This is a genomic window from Hymenobacter sediminicola (genome assembly GCF_014250515.1).
Classification (GTDB): Bacteria; Bacteroidota; Bacteroidia; order Cytophagales; family Hymenobacteraceae; genus Hymenobacter; species Hymenobacter sediminicola.
The window spans coordinates 288339-306623 of record NZ_CP060202.1 but is presented as its reverse complement, the minus strand read 5'-3'; the positions used below and the strand labels follow the sequence as shown (position 1 = coordinate 306623).

13 protein-coding genes are annotated in these 18285 nt (G+C 58.9%); 5 read left to right on the top strand and 8 right to left on the bottom strand.

What is annotated here, in order from left to right; translation table 11 throughout:
- Nucleotides 1-22 precede the first annotated feature (22 nt).
- Together H4317_RS01270 and H4317_RS01265 are read right to left on the bottom strand one after the other, a co-directional pair.
- Complete coding sequence (locus H4317_RS01270; protein ID WP_185888395.1) at nt 23-2791, bottom strand: T9SS type A sorting domain-containing protein; 2769 nt, start codon at nt 2789-2791, stop codon at nt 23-25.
- 238 nt (nt 2792-3029) lie between these two features.
- Complete coding sequence (locus tag H4317_RS01265; protein WP_185888394.1) at nt 3030-3959, bottom strand: LysR substrate-binding domain-containing protein; 930 nt, start codon at nt 3957-3959, stop codon at nt 3030-3032.
- Between the two features lie 107 nt (nt 3960-4066).
- Between H4317_RS01265 and H4317_RS01260 the strand changes: the two genes are divergently transcribed.
- The 5 genes from H4317_RS01260 (at nt 4067) to H4317_RS01240 (ending at nt 9324) form a co-directional block, all read left to right on the top strand.
- Nucleotides 4067-4744, top strand: coding sequence for a response regulator transcription factor (locus H4317_RS01260; RefSeq protein WP_185888393.1), 678 nt, complete (start codon nt 4067-4069; stop codon nt 4742-4744).
- 106 nt (nt 4745-4850) lie between these two features.
- On the top strand, nt 4851-6221 hold the full coding sequence (locus tag H4317_RS01255) for a sensor histidine kinase (RefSeq protein WP_185888392.1): 1371 nt from the start codon (nt 4851-4853) through the stop codon (nt 6219-6221).
- Between the two features lie 93 nt (nt 6222-6314).
- Entirely contained in the window at nt 6315-6620 is a 306-nt protein-coding gene (locus tag H4317_RS01250) for a hypothetical protein (protein ID WP_185888391.1), read from the top strand.
- 33 nt (nt 6621-6653) lie between these two features.
- Entirely contained in the window at nt 6654-7601 is a 948-nt protein-coding gene (locus H4317_RS01245; RefSeq protein ID WP_185888390.1) for an SdiA-regulated domain-containing protein, read from the top strand.
- A 214-nt stretch (nt 7602-7815) separates the two neighbouring features.
- A complete protein-coding gene (locus H4317_RS01240) occupies nt 7816-9324 on the top strand; it encodes a catalase (protein WP_185888389.1) in 1509 nt (502 codons plus the stop codon).
- A 75-nt stretch (nt 9325-9399) separates the two neighbouring features.
- Here the strand turns inward: H4317_RS01240 and H4317_RS01235 are convergent, their stop codons facing one another.
- From H4317_RS01235 to H4317_RS01210, 6 genes are all read right to left on the bottom strand, one after another.
- A complete protein-coding gene (locus tag H4317_RS01235) occupies nt 9400-10863 on the bottom strand; it encodes a M16 family metallopeptidase (RefSeq protein WP_185888388.1) in 1464 nt (487 codons plus the stop codon).
- An 8-nt stretch (nt 10864-10871) separates the two neighbouring features.
- Complete coding sequence (locus H4317_RS01230) at nt 10872-12308, bottom strand: M16 family metallopeptidase (protein ID WP_185888387.1); 1437 nt, start codon at nt 12306-12308, stop codon at nt 10872-10874.
- A 220-nt stretch (nt 12309-12528) separates the two neighbouring features.
- Nucleotides 12529-13863, bottom strand: a complete 1335-nt coding sequence (locus H4317_RS01225; protein WP_185888386.1) for a family 1 glycosylhydrolase — start codon at nt 13861-13863, stop codon at nt 12529-12531.
- Between the two features lie 86 nt (nt 13864-13949).
- A complete protein-coding gene (locus tag H4317_RS01220) occupies nt 13950-15623 on the bottom strand; it encodes a GMC family oxidoreductase (RefSeq protein ID WP_185888385.1) in 1674 nt (557 codons plus the stop codon).
- Nucleotides 15624-15695: 72 nt separating this feature from the next.
- Nucleotides 15696-16304: a gluconate 2-dehydrogenase subunit 3 family protein gene (locus H4317_RS01215; protein ID WP_185888384.1), complete on the bottom strand. Its 609-nt coding sequence runs from the start codon at nt 16302-16304 to the stop codon at nt 15696-15698.
- 147 nt (nt 16305-16451) lie between these two features.
- Nucleotides 16452-17459: an SDR family oxidoreductase gene (locus H4317_RS01210; RefSeq protein ID WP_185888383.1), complete on the bottom strand. Its 1008-nt coding sequence runs from the start codon at nt 17457-17459 to the stop codon at nt 16452-16454.
- Nucleotides 17460-18285: the final 826 nt, after the last annotated feature.

The following is an 18285-nucleotide window of genomic DNA, read 5'->3' as shown; positions in this document are numbered from 1 at the left end:
TTGTAGCGGAGCTACGTAGTGCTTATTTCGTCAGGGCCAGCTGACGAATAGTGTACTCCGAGCCAGACTTTATCCGAACCGTGTACATGCCGTTCGACAGGCTTGAAAGGTCCAGCTTATTCTGCGCATTGTCTCTTACAGCAGAAGTATGCACAACCTGGCCGAGCATGTTGATGATTTCTACCTGCATCGAGCCTTTTGCCTGTGCCCCCTGAATATCCAGCGTTACGTGGCCGTTGCTCGGGTTCGGGAACATCGAAATGGCTTTCGATAGCGCCGCGCTGTTAGTAGACAGCGTACGGGAGCTGAAACCTACTTCGATAGCCAAACGGGTAGCGGCCGGAGCAGGCGGAGTGCCGATGTTCACTGTGCTTACGTCCGTCCACGTGGTAGTGCCTCCGCCCTGGAAGTAGTGTGTGCCTGGGCGCAACGGTGACTCAACCTGATAAGCGAGCTGCACGTTGCCGGAAATTTCTTTCACCCCAACGTAGAAAGTCCCGTTTACCGAGATGTTGCCCGTTACAGGAACGGTGGTTACACCGCCGGCGGCCGTGCGGGTTTGCGTAGGCGACGTGAACAGAATTGTTCCGGGCTGCCCTCCCGTGCCAGCCGCATTCAGCACTACGACCTGGTACGTGGAGGTGGTAGTAGTCACCGGGGCTAGGTTCACACGTACTTCGCCAATAACGGCAGCGGTGTTGATGGTGAACCGAGAAGCCAAAATGCCATTCGGCGTGGTGCCAGAAACGCCGATGCCGGTTGCATTCAGGGGTTGGCTGTCGTCGATGTACGAGAGGTTGTTTGCCGTTACCGCCTGCGTGTACACCAAGGTGTTGTTGGAGGCCAGTCCGTCAGCCGGAGCCGTTACGGTTACCGTATTGGTGCCGATGGCAGTAGGCGTGTAGGCGGCAAATGTGATGGTAGTAGAAGCGCCTACTGCCAGTGCCGGCACAATCTTGGCATCGGTGAAGGTGTTGGCACCAGCCACGCTCAGGTTGAGCGGGAAAGCAGGCAGCGCGGCCGAGCCGGTATTGCGGACTACCGCTTGTACTACCTGCGGAGCCGAAACAGGCGCTTTTCCTACCGTATAAACAGTTTGCACGGCGGCGTCGTTGGCTGGCAGCGGAACCGGAGTTGTCACGCAGATGGTGAAAGCACCGTTGGCAGGGTTAGACGTGTAAGGGTAGTAGCGCATGCGGTAGGTAGTACCTACAGTCAACGCCGTCAAATTCAGGGTTTCGCTGGTGCCGGTAGCATCGGCGCACCCTACGTTGGTGAGGGCACCGCAGGCACCGCTCAGCACTTCCAGAACGCCATCGAAGTTGCCGGTAACCGTAACGGTATGCGACGTAGCAGTGGCCACGAAGCTATACCACACATCCTGGGCAGCAGTGGCCGTGAAGCCGTTGCAGAGAATAGGAGCATTGCTTTGCGTAGCGCCGGCTACCGTACCGTTTGTGGCTGTGCAGGCACCGCCCGCCGCGCTGGGCGTCAGGGTTACGGCAGTGGCGCACTCATTGTTGGCAGGAGGCAGTGCGCTGCTCGTGAACGTACGCGTAATCAGGCCTGTAGTACCGCCACCTGCGCAGATAGCCTGCAACGTAACTGTGTAAGCAGTGCCGGCCGTGAGCCCGGTAATAGCTACCGGCGATGCAGTAGGCGTAGGAGTTACGGTAGTAACGGCGGTTGGAGTGGCCGTAGGGTAGTAGGTTACGGTGTAGCTGGTGTTGCCGCTACCGGGCGTGAAAACCAAGCTAGCCGAGGTGGTCGTGATGCTGCCTATGGATATGGCTGTAGGAGCGGCGCAAACGGCTGCTATTGTGCTGCTGGCGCAGATGGTGAAGGCACCCTGCGTATCGGCGGAGCCGTACCCTGCTACCGACACATAGTAGGTAGTGCTGGGCGTCAGACCGGACAGGTTCAGGGGAGTTGATACCACATTGTTGGCACCGCCTGAAGCACAACCAATTTCCGTGAACGGACCGGCCGCGCTAGCAGCCGAGAAGGCCCGCAGATACCCGGCCGGGTTACCCGTTACCTGGATGCTCACCGACGTGCTGCCGGCTCCGCTGGCCGCCGTCGTGAAGCGGTACCAAACATCTTTAGGCGTCACGGCAATACCGCAGCTGTAAGGCGCAGCACCAGGGTTGGCGTAGCCATTAGCTGTAGTGGTGGTAGCAGCGGTGTTCGTGCCATTCACCGGAGTACAGGTAGCTGCAACCGTTAGGGCAACGGCGCCCGTTGGGTTGTCGTTGGCCGGAACGGCGGCCGGAATAGTAGCGCAAACACCAAACTGCCCTGTAGGGGAAGTGCCGTAGCTCATTACCCGGGCATACACGGTGCTGCCAGCCGTGAGGCCGGTAGCTGTAGCACTGGAAAACAGGCCGGTAGCATCATCGTTGCAAGTCAAGTAGGTAGGGCTGGCGCAGGTACCAGAGTACAGCTCTATTACCGAATCGACGAAGGGGCTGCCAGTGATAGAGCTGGTAGTTACGGTTACGGCGCCGCCGGCCGGCACTATTACGCTGTACCACACGTCGTTGCTGCCCGTGGTGGTAGTGCCACCGCACGAGGGAACAGGAGCCGTACTGGCCGTGGCATTTTCGTTGGTGCCGGTCACTACCGTGCAGGTTGCGCCGGGAGTCAGGGCTATGGCTCCCGTACAGTTGTCATTGGCCGGGGCCTGGGCCCACGCAGCCGGAGCCAATAGCAGCGCAGCGGCCAGCGCTGTCAGCCGTGTCCGCAGTCTGCCGGATGTCCAGGAAGCGGAAGAGTAGAGGTTTGTTATCATGCAACTGATGAAAAGGGTGAAAAGAGAAGGGAATAAAAGTAGGCACCACCCTACCAGGGTGGCTAACACAGTTTTAAGGTAATACCTTCTCTAAGAAACACAATATTTTCTATATAGACACTACCATAGGTCTCGCGCAGAAAAACCCCACTATAGGTGCTGTATAGCTGTTTTTTCTTTATTTAAGCGTGTAGTAAAAAATATTGGCCTCGCTGCCGTTCTCACCCAAGGCTTTTGACTACCGCCACCGGATTTTCTGTCCGGCCTTTCCCGCCCATAGCCGCTCCGGTACCTTGCGCAGAATACTGTCGCGGAGGGTGTGCAGCAGCGGCAGCCGCACAAAGCCCTGGTGCACGACCAGGCTCACTTCGCGCACCGGTTCGGGCGCGGAAAACCGTTTCACCATGGGGTTGTCCAGCTCCTGCAGCACCGACAACTCCGGCACCAGCGTGTAGCCATGGTTGTGGCGCACCAGCTCTTTCAGCGTTTCTATCGAGCCGCTTTCGTAGGTGAAGGGCCGGTTGGTATGCGCCGGAGCGGGCGCGCAGATATTAAGAACCTGATGCCGGAAACAGTGCCCCTGCTGCAAGAGCCACAACCCTGGCTCGCCCATGTCCTGCGGGCTGATAGTGGTGCGGCCGTATAAGGAGTGGTCTTGGGAGATGTAGCCAAGAAAGGGCTCTTCCAGCACCGGAACTTCGTGCAGTTGCCGGTCGTCGAGAGGCGTCACGAGCAGGCCTACATCCAGTTGGTTATCCTTGAGGCGCTGCATAATCTGGGCCGACTGCAACTCCTCTACCTGCACCTGCAGCTGCGGATAGCGCTGCACCAGCTCTACCAGAAACAAGGGCACCAGGTAGGGCGCCAGCGTTGGGATGATGCCCAGCCGAAGTTCTCCAACCAACTCATTCTTCTCTAGTTGCACCACGTCGCGCAACTGCTGCACTTCGCGCAATACCTGGCGAGCCTGCTGCACCACTTTGGCGCCTACTGCGGTGGGGCGTACACCTTTAGTGTTCCGGTCGAAGAGCAGCACGCCTAGCTCCTCCTCCAGCTTCTGTAGCTGCATACTTAGGGTAGGCTGCGTGACGTGGCACTTCTCGGCAGCCAGCACAAACTGCCGGTGCGTATCGAGGGCTACGAGGTACTCAAGCTGCTGTACAGTCATGACGCGAAAATAAAGGATGCTTATGCTGTACGGAAAATCTATCAGCGTTTCTTATACAACAACCCCGCAACCCAACCGTAGTTTGGGTATTACTGCACTGTAGCCGCATGAAACTATTACTGGTCGAGGATGAGCCCAAGCTGGCTTCGTTTATTCAAAAGGGCTTTCAAAACGAAGGATATGAGCTAGACGTGGCATTCGACGGGCAAATGGGCCTGTCGTTGTATCGCCAGAATGCCTACGACCTGATTGTACTTGATGTGAACCTACCCCACATCAACGGCTTTGCGCTCTGCCAGCTTATCCGGGCCGACAATGCCCGTGTGCCCGTGCTTATGCTCACGGCCCTCGACAGCCTCGATGACAAAACCGCCGGCTTCGAGGCCGGAGCGGATGATTACTTGGTCAAGCCCTTCAAGTTTCAGGAACTGCTGCTACGGGCCCGGGCCCTAACCAAGCGCAATGCCACCGAAGCCGCCGTGAAGCGTACCCTGCTCATGGCCGACCTGGAGCTGAACTTGGAAAGCAAAACCGTGACCCGCAACGGCCAGCGCATCGACCTGACCGCCAAGGAATACTCCCTGCTCGAATACCTGCTGCTGAACCGGGGCAAAATCATTTCCCGCGTCGATATCACCGAGCGGGTCTGGGAACTGGACTTCGACACCAGCACCAACGTCATTGATGTGTACATCAGTCATCTGCGGCGCAAGCTCGACAAAGGCTTCGAGCCCAAGCTCATCCACACCGTAGTTGGCATGGGCTATGTGATGCGGGAAGAATAATTTTTCCAGTGGGCCTGATGTGCTAGGCAATACAACACGATGCGCACTACCAATAGCAAGAAGTTAGCATATCAGCACAGTAAACCCACATTAGCGCACTAAATACATGCTGATTCGCAATAAGCTTATTCTGCGGTTCATGGTGCTGGTGTTTGCCATTCAGCTGTGTCTCACAGGGTTTATCTATTACTACAGTGCCCGGGCGCGGGAATTGCGCTTTTATCACCGCCTGGAGGGCAAGGCCGAGCAGACCGCCAACCTGCTGATTCACCGCCTCGACCTCGACCCCGACGTACTGCGTGGCTTCCGCAAGAAGGACCTGCTGACCATGCACAATGAGCGGATCAGCATCTATGATGCGCAGCGGCGGCTGGTATTTCACTTGGCTCAGGAAGACGAGCCCGCCTCGCCCCGCGACCTAGAGTACTTCGACCAGATTACTCGTAAGAAGCCAGCCCGATTCCGTGAAGGCAAGGTCGAAACGCTGGGTATTCTGTACCGCCACCACAAGCGCGAGTACCGGGTGTTCGTGGCCGGGCGTGACCAGTTCGGGGGGCGAGAGTTCGACACGCTGACTTCGATTCTACTCTGGGGCAACCTAGGGGCGCTGGTGCTCATCATCGGGGCAGCTTGGCTGTTTGCCGTCCGCTCATTGCGCCCCTTGCAGCGCATGGTAGCCGAAGTGAAGGGCATCACGGCTTCCAACCTGCGACGGCGGGTAGATGAGGGCAACCAGCGAGACGAAATTGCTCAGTTAGCCATGACGTTTAACCAGATGCTCAGCGGCTTAGAGCAGGCGTTCGAAAACCAGAGGAGCTTTTTGTCGCACGCCTCCCACGAGCTGCGCACCCCACTGGCCAACGTACTGGGCACCTTGGAAACGGCCTCGGCTTACGACACGGAGCTGCCCGCTGCCAAGCGCAGCATTGACTCGGCAGTGGAGGAAATCCAGAAAATAATTGACCTGACCAACGGCCTGCTGACCCTGGCTAAAGCCGACGATACTTCCTTTGCTCGCTCCCCTGTTTCGCTCGATGACGTGGTGCTGCAAGCCGTGGACGCCTGCAAGCTGCGCTACCCTGGTCGCACCATCCAAGTCGATTTTGGCGCTTGGCCCGCGTCGGTGGAAGAAGTATTCGGGATGCGCGGTAACGCTCAGTTACTGCAAACGGCGGTATTAAACCTACTCGACAACGCCTGCAAATACTCCGAGCAGGCCGTGCGCGTGGAACTAGCCTACGAGTCGCGCCACACATTGCGCCTCACCGTAGCCGACACCGGGCCAGGCCTGCCACCCGAGGAAGCCGCCCGCGCCCTAGAGCCGCTCTTCCGGGGCCACAACGGCCACGACAAACCCGGCTATGGTCTGGGCTTGGCCATCACCCAGAAAATTATTCAGGTGCACACGGGCCAGCTCCGGCTCCATTCGCGTCTGGGGGAGGGTACCCAGGTTACAGTGCTGCTGCCCGCCGCCTAGCCAGCCGGGCCCGTTCATGTTGTTTTAATGTGGTAGTCAGACGACGTTAATGTCGGGGCCGGTCCTTTGCTGGGTACTTACGCTAAGCACCCTATGGACTCCATTCCGAATGCCTCTCCCCCAGTAATGGCCTGGATAGTGGCGCTGCTGCTATCAGTAGGGCTCAACGTGTACCTGCTGGTAGCGCCTGCCGCTCCTAGGCAATCAGTCTCCGTTGGTACTACCCGCATGGTCAGCACTTCTGCTCCCGACGACAACGATGATGACGATGATTCCAACGAGGAGGACGATGCCTCCTGGGTGGCCCTGAGCGAAGAGCTGCGTCAGACGCGTCGGCAACTGGCCGAGTGTCAAGGCCGCGCGGTGGCTCCGGTACTGCATCAGGTTGTCAGCCAGTAACTCAATTCGTTCTTCACCTCTGCCCCTATTCCCATGAAAAACCTGCTGTTGTCCCTGCTCGTGCTGCCTGCTTGGTGCAGCGTTCCGGCCGCCAACTCCGTCGCGTCGGGCCCCGAGCTACCTGTGCACGCTGCAAGTCAAAAGTCTGCCCCGCCGGCCCGTGGCACGTCTATGGCCTATGATTTTGCCCGGCCCGCCGCCACCTACCCTATGCCCGCCGAACTAGCCGAGCTGTCGGGTATTGCGTTGGCCGGCCCCACCCACATTACCGGTATCGAAGACGAAACCGGCAACCTCTACGACTATAATCTCAGCACCAAAAAAGTTGACCGAGTCATTCCCTTCGGCGGTAGCGGCGACTACGAAGACGTGGCCCGAGTAGGCTCCGACTGGTTTATTATGCGTAGCGACGGAAAACTGTTCCGCTACTCCGGTGGCAAAACCGAGGAGTTTGAAACCGGCCTGAGCTTCGCCAACGAAACCGAGGGCCTGACGTACGACGCGGCTTCCAAAACCCTGCTAGTGGCCTGCAAAGGGGAGCCGGGTGCGGGCCTGTCGGGTGGGCAGCGGGCCATCTACCGTCTGCAGCCCGGCACTTTCCGAGCCGAAGCCCAGCCTGTCTACGTGCTGGATGTAGCCGCCATTCACGCCTCGTCGCCAACCACGGAAGGCCAACTTGAGAAGTCGGGCAAATCGGGCAAAAAGGGAAAGAAGAAGGATTCCAGCAAAAACTTCTCTCCTTCGGCCATAGCCGTGCACCCTCTCACTCAGCATGTTTTCGTATTGTCGGCCAAGCAAAACGGTATCGTGGAGCTCGACCAGCGCGGGCAATTGGTGGCCGCCCAACCCCTACCCGCCGATTTGTTTCCGCAAGCAGAAGGCTTAGCCTTCACTCCCGGCGGCGACTTGTATGTAGCTACTGAAGCCGGCAAAAAGTCGGGCCAAGCCACTATCTACTTATTCCGGGCCCAAGGCCAATAGGGTTGCTGGCACTCAGCAACAACGCCCCGCTCAGCCTGCATGCAGCATGGGCGGGGCGTTGTGCCGTGTTTATCACTACAACCTATATAGGTATCAGAAATATCGATTTTCATTATAAGATATTAAGCTCAACCTTTGGACTCGTATCAGCTCAACCGTTAACTGCACCGTTAGCGGATAAGCGACTGGCCTTTTCATTCCAACCGACACTCCAATGGAAGAATCAACCCAACCTAAGAAGCTGACCACCGCTTCCGGCCGACCAATCTTCGACAACCAGAACTCTCAGTCGGCAGGCCCGCGTGGCCCACTGATGCTCCAGGATTATTTCCTGCATGAGAAATCCGCCCATTTCAACCGGGAGCGGATTCCGGAGCGGGTAGTGCACGCCAAGGGCAGCGGGGCTTACGGCAAATTCACCGTGACGCATGACATCACTCATCTGACCCGTGCCAAGCTGTTCAGCAAAGTCGGCAACGAGTGCAAGATGTTTGCCCGCTTCAGCACGGTAGGTGGCGAGAAAGGCTCGGCCGATACGGAGCGTGACCCCCGGGGCTTTGCGCTGAAATTCTACACCGAAGACGGCAACTGGGACCTGGTAGGCAACAACACGCCGGTATTCTTCGTGAAGGACCCGCTGAAGTTCACTGACTTCATTCATACCCAGAAGCGCGAAGCCCGCAGCAACCGCAAGAGCCCCACGATGATGTGGGACTATTGGAGCCTGAATCCGGAGAGCTTGCACCAAGTCACGATTCTGATGTCAGACCGCGGCACCCCTTACGGCTACCGCCACATGCACGGCTATGGCTCACATACTTTCTCGCTGATCAATGCTGCCAACGAGCGGACGTGGGTGAAATTCCATTTCCGCACCCAGCAGGGCATCAAGAACTTCTCAGACGAGGAAGCTAAGCTGATGAAGGCCAAGGATGCCGATTTCGCCCAGCACGACTTGGTAGACGCCATCGACAACGGCAACTTCCCGCGCTGGACGATGTTCATCCAGACCATGACCGAGGAGCAGGCCCGTGACTTCCGCTGGAACCCCTTCGACCTAACCAAAGTGTGGCCTCAGGGCGAGTTTCCGCTGCAGGAGGTAGGCGTGATGGAGCTGAATGAAGTGCCCGTAAACTACCACGCACACGTGGAGCAGGCTGCCTTTGCGCCGGCGCACGTGGTAGACGGCATAGGCTACTCGCCTGATAAAATGCTGCAGGGCCGTATCCTGAGCTACCCCGACGCGCACCGTTACCGCCTGGGAGCCAACTACGAGCACCTGCCTGTGAATGCCTGCCCGTTCGGCTTCAGCAATTACCAGCGCGACGGCCGCATGGCCCTTGGCGACAATGGCGGCCCCGGCCCCAACTACTTCCCCAACTCCTTCGATGGCCCAGTTGAGGACAAGACGCAGGGCGAACCGGCGCAGGAACTCGACGGCTTTGCCGCGCGCTACGACCGGAACGAAGGCCCCGGCAACGATGACCACTATACGCAGGCCGGCAACCTGTTCCGCCTCCTGGACAAACAGGCGCAGCAGAACCTCATCAACAACGTGGTGGGCGCCATGAGCGGCATCGAAGGCCCGAAGAAAGACCTCATCACGCAGCGCCAGCTGTGCCACTGGTTTCGGGCTGATATCCGCCTGGGCATGGCCATTGCCAAAGGCTTGGGCGTCGACGCTGAAATTCCGATGGAACACGCTCCCGCGGCGGCTGTATAAGGCCTGCTGCCACAGAAATAAAAAGGCCGTTCCGGATATCCGGAACGGCCTTTTTCGTCGGCGTAAAAGGGCCGTTTATAGAGCCTTCTTCCGGCTTGCCTGAAACTTCTTGATCTGCGGATCAATAATCTTCTTATCCCCGACAACCACAATCGTCATGGCCTCGGGACGGACGTATTTGCGGGCAGTTTCGCTCACCTGCTGTGGCGTCACGGCGTTGATATTCTTGACCTGCTCGGTGAGGTAGCTGTCGGGGAGGCCGTGCAGGTTCAGACTATTAAGCTGGCCGATTATGCCGCTGGGGGTAGAGTTGCGCAGCACAAACAGGCCCGACTCGTAGTTCTGGATACCTTTCAGTTCCTCGGCCGTGGGCGGGGTTTTCTGTAGGCGCTCAATCTCATACATGATTTCCTTGAGCGAATTGCCGGTTTCCTGCGTCGTCACGTCGGCGTTCTGGCTCCAGTTACCGGTGCGGTAGTGCGTTTCGAGGTAGCTGTAGGGCGAGTAGGTGTAGCCTTTATCTTCGCGGATGTTGCGCGTGATGCGCGAGCCAAACGAGCCGCCCAGCAGCGAATTCATCACCCGCACGCGCATGTAGTCGGGGTGCGACGGATCCACGACGGGCATGCCGATGACGATGGTAGACTGCGGCGCACCGGGCCGGTCCAGCGTGGTCACGTCGGGCCGGATCTGGGATTTGGCTACTTCAATGCGCGGCGCCGGACCTTGCGGCATCTCAGCCCAGGCTTTGGTAATGGCGTCGCGCAGGGCGACTTTATCGAACTTACCGGCCACAAAAATGGCGGTGCGCTGGGCGCCATATTGGTTCTGATAGAAGGCCTTTACCTGCGCCATAGTTAGGGCATCAATTTCGGCGTCGGTGGGCAGGGGGCGGCCGTAGGGGTGGCTGCCGTAGAGCGCCGCCGAGAACTTCTGGCGGGCCTGCGTGCCGGGCTGGGCCCGGGCCAGGTTCATCTGGCGTTTAAAATCGGCTTTGATGCGGGGCAACTCACTTTCGGGCAGTGTGGAGTGCTGCACTACATCGGCCAGCACCGCGGCCAGTTCCGGCGCATACTCACTCAGGCAGGAAGCCCACAAGTTGGTCTGGTCGGCGCCGGCCGAAATATCGAGGGAGCCACCCATGCGGGCAATCTTGTCGGCTAGTTGTGTGGCCGACAGTGTGGGCGTGCCTTCACGCAGCAGCCGAGCTAACAAGTCGGCAGCACCTACTTCGTTGGCCGCCTCATGCACGTTGCCGGCCTGAATGGCCACCATCATCGTGACTTTGGGTACTTCGCCGTAGGGCACCAGCTGCGCTTTGAGGCCGTTGCTGAGCGTAAATTCCTCTTTGGCCGGCAGCGTAAAGTCGCGGGGCGTACCACCGGGCGGCGGAGTTTCTTTGGGCGTAGTAGGGGCCGCAGCGGCGGCAGAAGTGGCTGGTTTCTTGGCGGGTGTTTTAGCCGGTGCTTTTTGGGCCTCGGCTACCGGTCCGGCAGTCAACAGAGCTGCGCTGAGCAGCCCATAATAAAGCGTTTTCATATGATAAGTTAGCTTTTAGCCAGCGGATTGACAATGAGAATGGTCCGGTTGGTGGGCCGCAGATACTCCTGAATGGTGCGCTGCATAATGGCAGGCGTCACCTTCCGGAATTCGTTTTCCAGCTCGTTGATGCGGGCCGGATTGTTGTCGAACAGCGCAAACGAGGCCAGCATATCGGCCCGCCCGAAATTGTCGGAGCCGGAGAGCTGGTCGTAGAGACTGGAGCGCAGCTTTACTACTGCCAGATCCAGCGTGCTCTGGTCGATGCCGCCTTTGGCGAGGCGGCTGATTTCCTGATCAAGCACGCTCACCACGGAATCAGACTTCACAGACTGGTCATAGATCAGGTCGCCCATCCAGAGCATAGGGCCGGCGTAGTTGAAGGCGTTGCCGAGGTAGTTGATGCCGCCATTCACGTTGTCGGTGAGGCCGCGCTTCTGCACCATAGCCTGATACAGGCGGCTGTCTTTGCCCTGCAGCAGAATCTGGTCGAGCAGGATAAGAGCGTAGTACTCCGGCGTGTTGCGGTCGGGCATGTGGTAGGCGAAGGCCAGCGCGGGCTTGGTGGCCAGCTTGTCGTCCTTGGTGAAGCGCTGCTCCTGCTCCTGGCGCGGCTCCTTCACATCGGGCTTGGGCGGCTGCGTGGCAGCCGGGATGTTCGCAAAATATTTCTCAATCCAGGCCTTGGCTTCCGCCGGCTCAAAGTCGCCGACTACGGCCAGGGCCGCGTTGTTGGGTGCATAGAAGGTCTTGAAGAACTGCTGCGCATCGGCGAGCGTGGCGGCGTCGAGGTCCTTCAGGTCGCCGTAGAAGTTGTGGGCGTTGTTCCAGTTTTTGTTGGCGAACTGCGGCATGTCCAGCCACGGAAAGCCGCCGTAAGGCTGGTTGAGCACGTTTACGCGCACCTCATTTTTCACCACACCCTGCTGGTTGGTCAGGTTGGCCTGCGTGATGGCGAGGCCGCGCATCCGGTCAGCTTCGGCCCAGAGCATGGTTTCGAGCTTGTGCGAGGGCACCACTTCGAAGTAGTTGGTAAAATCGAAGCGCGTGGAGCCGTTGAGTACGCCGCCGTTCTTCTGAATCAGCTGGATAAACTCCATCTTACCCAGGTTCTGCGAGCCCTGAAACATCAGGTGTTCAAACAGATGGGCGTAGCCGGTCCGGTCGCGGGGCTCGTTGCGGAAGCCGACGTTGTAGTAGGCTGCAACCGTGGCCGTAGGCGCCGTGTGGTCGGGCGAGAGCACCACTTTCAGGCCGTTGGGCAGCGTGTAGTACTCCACTGGAATCTGAAAACTGGAAGCGGCAGGCTGCGGAGCCACCTCAGCGGTAGGTGGCGGCGTGGTGCTGGTCGTCGCGACGGAAGCCGCTTTGGGGCTGCAGGCACCCAAGGCGAGCAGGCCAGCTACCCACGCCAGATGCCGGCCGTGGGAAACACGTTTTTTCATAACTAAGATTGCGTAGAGTTGAAGAATAGCGGAAAACGCTTCCAACCTACACAATCCTGCGGAAAGAATTAGCGAAACCACATATAGCCCAACGGTTCTGATCTTCAGCCCAAAAGGATTGTACGCGGCACCTTTCCCTGGATGCCAACCATGTTCTGCTACTTGCCTGATGGTAGACAAGAGCTACTGTTAGTTCATTTGCCTACTGAAGCGCCGAGGGTTACTTTTCCACCTTCAGCATGGCGGGGCGGGTGGTGAATTCAAAAATCTCGCCGTGGGGCATGACGGTAATCTGGCCAAATTCCCGGATCATCATTTTGTAGCTCTCCCCCACCGGCCGAATTTTCCGGTCCAGATCATACAAGCCACAGGCATTCACGGACAGGCGCTTTTCGGCGAGGCTGATGTCCCAGTCGAGCTGATCGAGCAGGCTGTACCAAGTGAATCCCACAACGGGCACTCCATCCTGACGGATGCGCTGCACGTTCACCCACTGCTTCCAGAGCCAGCATTCGGCATCTTTGGCGTTGAAGGTGTTCGTTTCGGTGTGCATCACGGGCTTGCGGTACCGCTCGTAGTACTGGCGGGTCATGGTGTACCAGCCCAGCACATCTTCCGCCGCGCACCAGCTACCATCGGGCTTGATAATCCGCTCGTTGCGGCCGTAGTAATCGTTGCCCATGATCTGGTAGCCAGGTGGCTCACCGGCCATGAACCACTTTAGTTCTTCGCGGGTCATGCCGTTGTCGAGGCAGTAGAGCAGCACTTCGGCATCAATGGTATGGGCGTAAAGCAGGTCCAGTGACAGAAAGCGCAGTTTGTTGGTAAGGCGCACTGCGTCGCTTTCCACGGCGCGCATTTCATGGATGTACTCCGCCGACTCGCTTTGCACAATGATGCAGTCGGGCCGGTACTTGGCAATCTGCTGGTTGCCCATGATGCTGGCAGCCGTAATGTGCTTCATGGCCGTAATAAAGGCCCGGTCGTCTTTGAGCTGCTCGTTCCAGATACCGTCTTTGGCAGAAGCGCGGGCTGTGACGTATATCTCGTTCACGGGCGTATAAAACCGCACCCACGGATAGCGCTGGGCTACTGCCCCGCAGTACTCGGCGAAGTGCACCGGCAGCTCAGGGTTCTGGAAGTTGCCCACCCAGTCGGGCACGCCGAAATGCATCAGGTCGATGATGGGGGTGATGCCGAGGCGCCGGATTTCGGCCATGGCCAGATCCGCAAACTCCCAATCGAACTGGCCGGGACCTTTGTGGATGAGGTAGTAGGGCAGGTTGTAGCGCAGCACTTTCAGGCCCAGCTCCTTCACCAGTCCCAGATCTTCCTTGTAGCGGTTGTAGTGGTCGGTTTCGGCCAGCAAATCACGCCGGATGGTGCCATTGGCAATGGTTGGATAGGAACACTCGATGCCAGTAGCAAACATAAAGTTGCCGGCCGTGCCGGTGGGCAGGCCTGTTCCGTCATGCCCACCGGCCCCACCGAATTGGTCACCTTCGTAATGGCCGTCGCCAAAATTCTCCTTGATATGACTGAGGAAAGACTTCATTGTTGAGCTGTTAGCCGGGTTTAGAGCTAATAGCTGTTGGCTGCTAGCTTTATAGTGAAAAGCAGGAAGCGGGCATCCCCCGTTTCCTACCGCAACGACGCCAAAAACTTGTCGGCGGTGCGCAGGCTCAGGGCCATGATGGTAAGGGCCGGATTCACGCTGAGGGCGCTGGGAAACAACGAGTTGTCGCAGATGTAGAGGTTGGGCACATCGAAGGCGCGTCCGTCGGCATTCACTACGGCGTCGTCGCCACTCAGGCCCATACGCGCCGTCCCGATGACGTGGGCATACCGCTCGAAGGCCCAGATATCCTTCGCGCCGGCGGCCTCCCAGATCTGGCGCATTAGTGCTTCGGCGTGGCGGTTCATGCGCTGCTCGTTTTCCTGGGCTGTGAAGTGCAGGCGCGGCTTGGGCAGGCCGCGGGCATCTTTCTCGTCGCTTAGCTCCAGGAAATTGTCGGCGTGCGGCAGACAGTCGCCCAGAATGTTGATGCCGGCCACATGGTTGTACTGGCGCATGTAGTCGCGCAACGGCTGGCCCCAGAGCTTGCGCTGGCGCACCATTTGGGTGGCAAACGTAACGGGCATCACGCCGATGCTTTGCAGCAGGTAGCCGCCAGCGAAGTCGGCGTCTTTGGGGCGGTGCGTGTCTTCGGAAATCAGCCCACCCGGAATGCCTTTATAGGGCCGAATGTCTTCCTCGAACGTACCCCAGACCTGCATGCCCGGATGAGCCATAAAGTGTTTGCCAACCTGCCCGCTGGTGAGAGCCAGCTCGTTGAGCAGCAGCAGGCGCGGCGTTTCTACAGCTCCGGCACACAAAAACAGGTGCCGGCAGCGCTGGCGCACGGTCTGGCCGTGCTGCTCGTATACTACGCCTGTCACGCGGCCCTGGGCATCACGCTCAATCTCCGTCACAAACGCATCGGCCCTGATTTCGGCGCCGTAGCTTTCGGCCAGTGGCAGAAATGTGACGTCCATACTAGCCTTGGCGCCGCGGTTGCAGCCGGCCTGGCAGAAGCCCCGGTTGGTGCAGGCCTCTCGCCAGCCAATGCCCTCCTGGTAGTAGCGTGCCGACAGTGCTGCGTTAGCCGCCGGCGACGTCTGGATACCGAGTTGCTGGCAGGCGCGCTGCATAAGCTGGGCGGCGCCATTCAGCGGCAGCGGCGCCAATGGGTAGCCTTTGCGGCGCGTAGGGTCCCAGGGGTAAGGCGTGGGGCCCGAAATACCCAGAAAATGCTCCAGCTCCTCGTAATACGGCTCCAGCTCCTCCATCCCGAAAGGCCAGTCGACGCCTTTGCCGAAGTCGGTGAACAGTTGTAGGTCGCCGCGGTGGGCACGGGGGGTGTAGGCAGTATAATGCAGCGTGGAGCCTCCAACGCCGGTGCCGGAATTGTTCTTGCCGAAAGCCACCGGGTTTTGGCCCGCTGAAAGTCGCTCATCGTTCCAAAACAGGAAGTTCTGGGCTTTTTCATCGGTGGCATACTCAGTTTTCGGGTCGCGGCGGGGGCCGGCCTCGAGGGCCACTACCTTCAGGCCAGCCATGGCCAAGCGTGCCAGCAAAGGCGCTCCGCCTGCACCGGTACCAATCACCACGCAGTCTACCTCATCGGTCGGGCCAGGAAGTGGGGCGGTCTGCTCCTGCTCGGTGGGCGCAGCAGTGGCTTCACTTTCAGCCAGCAGGCTTTTGAGCAGCGGGTCCTGTATTTCGGGTTGAACCGGATTCAGTACGCCTTCTTCCAGTAGTTCTTCGTCGGGCATTTTCGTGGTGGCATGTGACAGGTAAGATGCAACAGGTACGTGGGACGGATAGGCTCGTAAACCAATCATGTGTTATTTATCACCCGCTGCCCTTTCTTCCGGCTCTCGTTCTTCGTGCTCATTCAGGCCTATGCGCTGCCAACCGGGCACATCGGCCATTCCTACATACCCAATTTCCTCCTGGGCCAGCGGATGAGCGTAATATCCTTCTGCCATTTCGGCCAGCATTTCCTCAAAAAACCGGTTCTGCGGCAATTGAACCCAGTTTTCTCCGGGTGCTTTGCCGGCAGCCAGCAGCTCCAGAACAGCATCCTGCTTGGCCGTATCCAGCTCCACAAACAGCTGGTTGAATTGTACTTCTGCTGCCTGGTTGATGCCGCCCAGCCCCAGCCGGTACGCCTCCCGGTCGGGCGGCATAGCGTCGTAGCGCCAGCCATCGGCGGTGCCAGCCAGCAGCCGCTTGTCGATGCCGGGAGCTAACTCGATGGGAGTTTCTCGGTCGGGCTGCGGGAAGATGCGGGCCGCCACGGCGCGAAGCAGTGCATAGGTATCGGCATCGAAAAACTGCGGCTCGTAGTGCGCCGGCGCATCCAGCCGGGCATTCAGCGCAGCGCGTGTGGCGGGCGTTACAAGGTCGGTTTGTAGTAGCGTGCGGACGGTGCCTTCAGGATAGTGCGGCATAAAAAAACAGAACAACTGTACAGCGGAGCTTACGTCAGTACCAGTCCGTGCCGGAAAAAGTTATTCAATGACAAAAAGAAGTGCTTTCCCAAAGCTGGGAAAGCACTTCTGCTGGCACCTAAGGCGCCGATAGGAAACAGGGCTGTTCTATTGGTCGCTGCTCATTTTGCCCCCCGTGACATGCACGAGTGAGCCGGTCATGAATGAGCCGTCCTGCGAGGCTAGCAGCACGTAAGCCGGGGCCAGTTCCTCAGGCTGGCCGGGGCGGGCCAGGGCCACTTCGTAGCCGAACTTCTCGATTTCCTCGCGCGGCATGGTACCGGGAATATTGGGCGTCCAGACCGGGCCGGGCACCACGCAGTTCACCCGGATGCCCCGCTCGCCGAGATGGGTGGCCAGGCTCTTGGTGAGGGCATGGATGGCGGACTTGGTGCAGGCGTAGTCAATCAGAATCGGGATACCCGTCAGGCCCACGATGCTGCCCGTGTTGATGATGCAGTCGTCTTTTTTGAGGTGCGGCACGGCGGCTTGTGCCATCCAGATATAGCCCAGGATATTGGTATCGAAAGTGCGGCGGATCTGCTCTTCCGGAATGTCCTCGAATTTCTCCTGGCTCATCTGAAAGGCGGCATTGTTGACGAGGATGTTGAGGCCGCCCAGCTCGGCGCGGGTACGGCGCACAGCCTGCCGGCACTGCTCCGGGTCCCGGACATCCAGCTGCAGCAGAATGCACTTGCGCTGCTGCGCTTCTATCAGCCGCTTGGTTTCTTCAGCGTCCACCACGTTTTCGTTGAAAAGCACGGCCACGTGGGCCCCTTCCATAGCAAAGGCCACCGCCACGGCCCGCCCGATGCCGGAGTCGGCGCCGGTGATGAGGGCAATTTTGTCCTGGAGCTTGCCGGCGGGGCGGTAGGTGCTGAACGCCATACCCGGCTGTAGCTTCATATCAGCCTGTTTGGCCGGATACGGCAGCTTCTGCGCGTGCTGCTTCATGTCTTTGGCTGTGGGCCTCTTCACGGGTACAGGAGCCACAGCAGCCGATTTGGCGGCCTTCTTGGCGGCGGGAGTAGCAGCAGATTTCTTGGCGGGCGCAGCAGCGGCCGGTTTAGACGCGGCAGCAGTTTTAGAAGGGGTGGTAGCTTTTTTGGCGGCCATAGCAGGATGTACAAAGTGGACTTTGGCTTACGCAAAAATGTCCGGCACGGCTGCGTCTAGGTTTGCTTGCGGTTTATTAGCAATCTGTATTAGCCAGTTTTTTCTACCTTTCCTTCTACACCACCTACTCTATTTGCCTGTATGAAAAAACTCCTTTACGCACTTCTGGCGTTGGGCATTAGCCCGGCGGCCATGGCCCAGCTTACGGGTACCCGCACCATTGACCCCGGCGGCAGCGGCAGCAGCAACTACGCCACATTCGGGGCGGCCGTAGCGGCCCTGAACACGCAGGGTGTGGGCGCGGGCGGCGTCACGTTTCTAGTGAAAAGCGGCGTCACGTTTCCGGAATTGGTGCCGGCTATTACGGCCAGCGGCACGGCGACTAATCCTATCCTTTTCCGCAAAGACGGCACGCTGGCCAATCCGAAGCTGGAAGGCACCGGCACCGGCACCACCGATGCAGCCGTGACGCTGGACGGCGCCGACTATGTGACCTTCGACGGCATTGATGTGAATGATGCAGCGGCCAACACCACAGCCGCGCAGCAGCTGGAATACGGCTTCTGGCTGAAAAACGGCGCTACCAACAATACGGTCCAGAATGCTACCGTGGACCTGAACCGCGCTAACACTACCCGCACCTACGGCATCAACGTGCAGGACGGCGGCAACAACCAAAACCGCTTCCTGTCCAACACGGTGCAGGACTGCTACTACGGCTACAACCTCGATGCCACTACCAGCAGCTCCGACGATGGCAACGAAGTGGGCCAGTTGCCGGGCGGCGCGCCCAGCCGGGTGCTCAACATTGGAGCGGCGACGACGG

What these genes read in the sequence shown, in the direction of transcription:
- H4317_RS01270 (WP_185888395.1), bottom strand. Translation starts at nt 2,791, where the DNA reads ATGATAACAAACCTCTACTCTTCCGCTTCCTGGACATCCGGCAGACTG.
- H4317_RS01265 (WP_185888394.1), bottom strand. Translation starts at nt 3,959, where the DNA reads ATGACTGTACAGCAGCTTGAGTACCTCGTAGCCCTCGATACGCACCGG.
- H4317_RS01260 (WP_185888393.1), top strand. Translation starts at nt 4,067, where the DNA reads ATGAAACTATTACTGGTCGAGGATGAGCCCAAGCTGGCTTCGTTTATT.
- H4317_RS01255 (WP_185888392.1), top strand. Translation starts at nt 4,851, where the DNA reads ATGCTGATTCGCAATAAGCTTATTCTGCGGTTCATGGTGCTGGTGTTT.
- H4317_RS01250 (WP_185888391.1), top strand. Translation starts at nt 6,315, where the DNA reads ATGGACTCCATTCCGAATGCCTCTCCCCCAGTAATGGCCTGGATAGTG.
- H4317_RS01245 (WP_185888390.1), top strand. Translation starts at nt 6,654, where the DNA reads ATGAAAAACCTGCTGTTGTCCCTGCTCGTGCTGCCTGCTTGGTGCAGC.
- H4317_RS01240 (WP_185888389.1), top strand. Translation starts at nt 7,816, where the DNA reads ATGGAAGAATCAACCCAACCTAAGAAGCTGACCACCGCTTCCGGCCGA.
- H4317_RS01235 (WP_185888388.1), bottom strand. Translation starts at nt 10,863, where the DNA reads ATGAAAACGCTTTATTATGGGCTGCTCAGCGCAGCTCTGTTGACTGCC.
- H4317_RS01230 (WP_185888387.1), bottom strand. Translation starts at nt 12,308, where the DNA reads ATGAAAAAACGTGTTTCCCACGGCCGGCATCTGGCGTGGGTAGCTGGC.
- H4317_RS01225 (WP_185888386.1), bottom strand. Translation starts at nt 13,863, where the DNA reads ATGAAGTCTTTCCTCAGTCATATCAAGGAGAATTTTGGCGACGGCCAT.
- H4317_RS01220 (WP_185888385.1), bottom strand. Translation starts at nt 15,623, where the DNA reads ATGCCCGACGAAGAACTACTGGAAGAAGGCGTACTGAATCCGGTTCAA.
- H4317_RS01215 (WP_185888384.1), bottom strand. Translation starts at nt 16,304, where the DNA reads ATGCCGCACTATCCTGAAGGCACCGTCCGCACGCTACTACAAACCGAC.
- H4317_RS01210 (WP_185888383.1), bottom strand. Translation starts at nt 17,459, where the DNA reads ATGGCCGCCAAAAAAGCTACCACCCCTTCTAAAACTGCTGCCGCGTCT.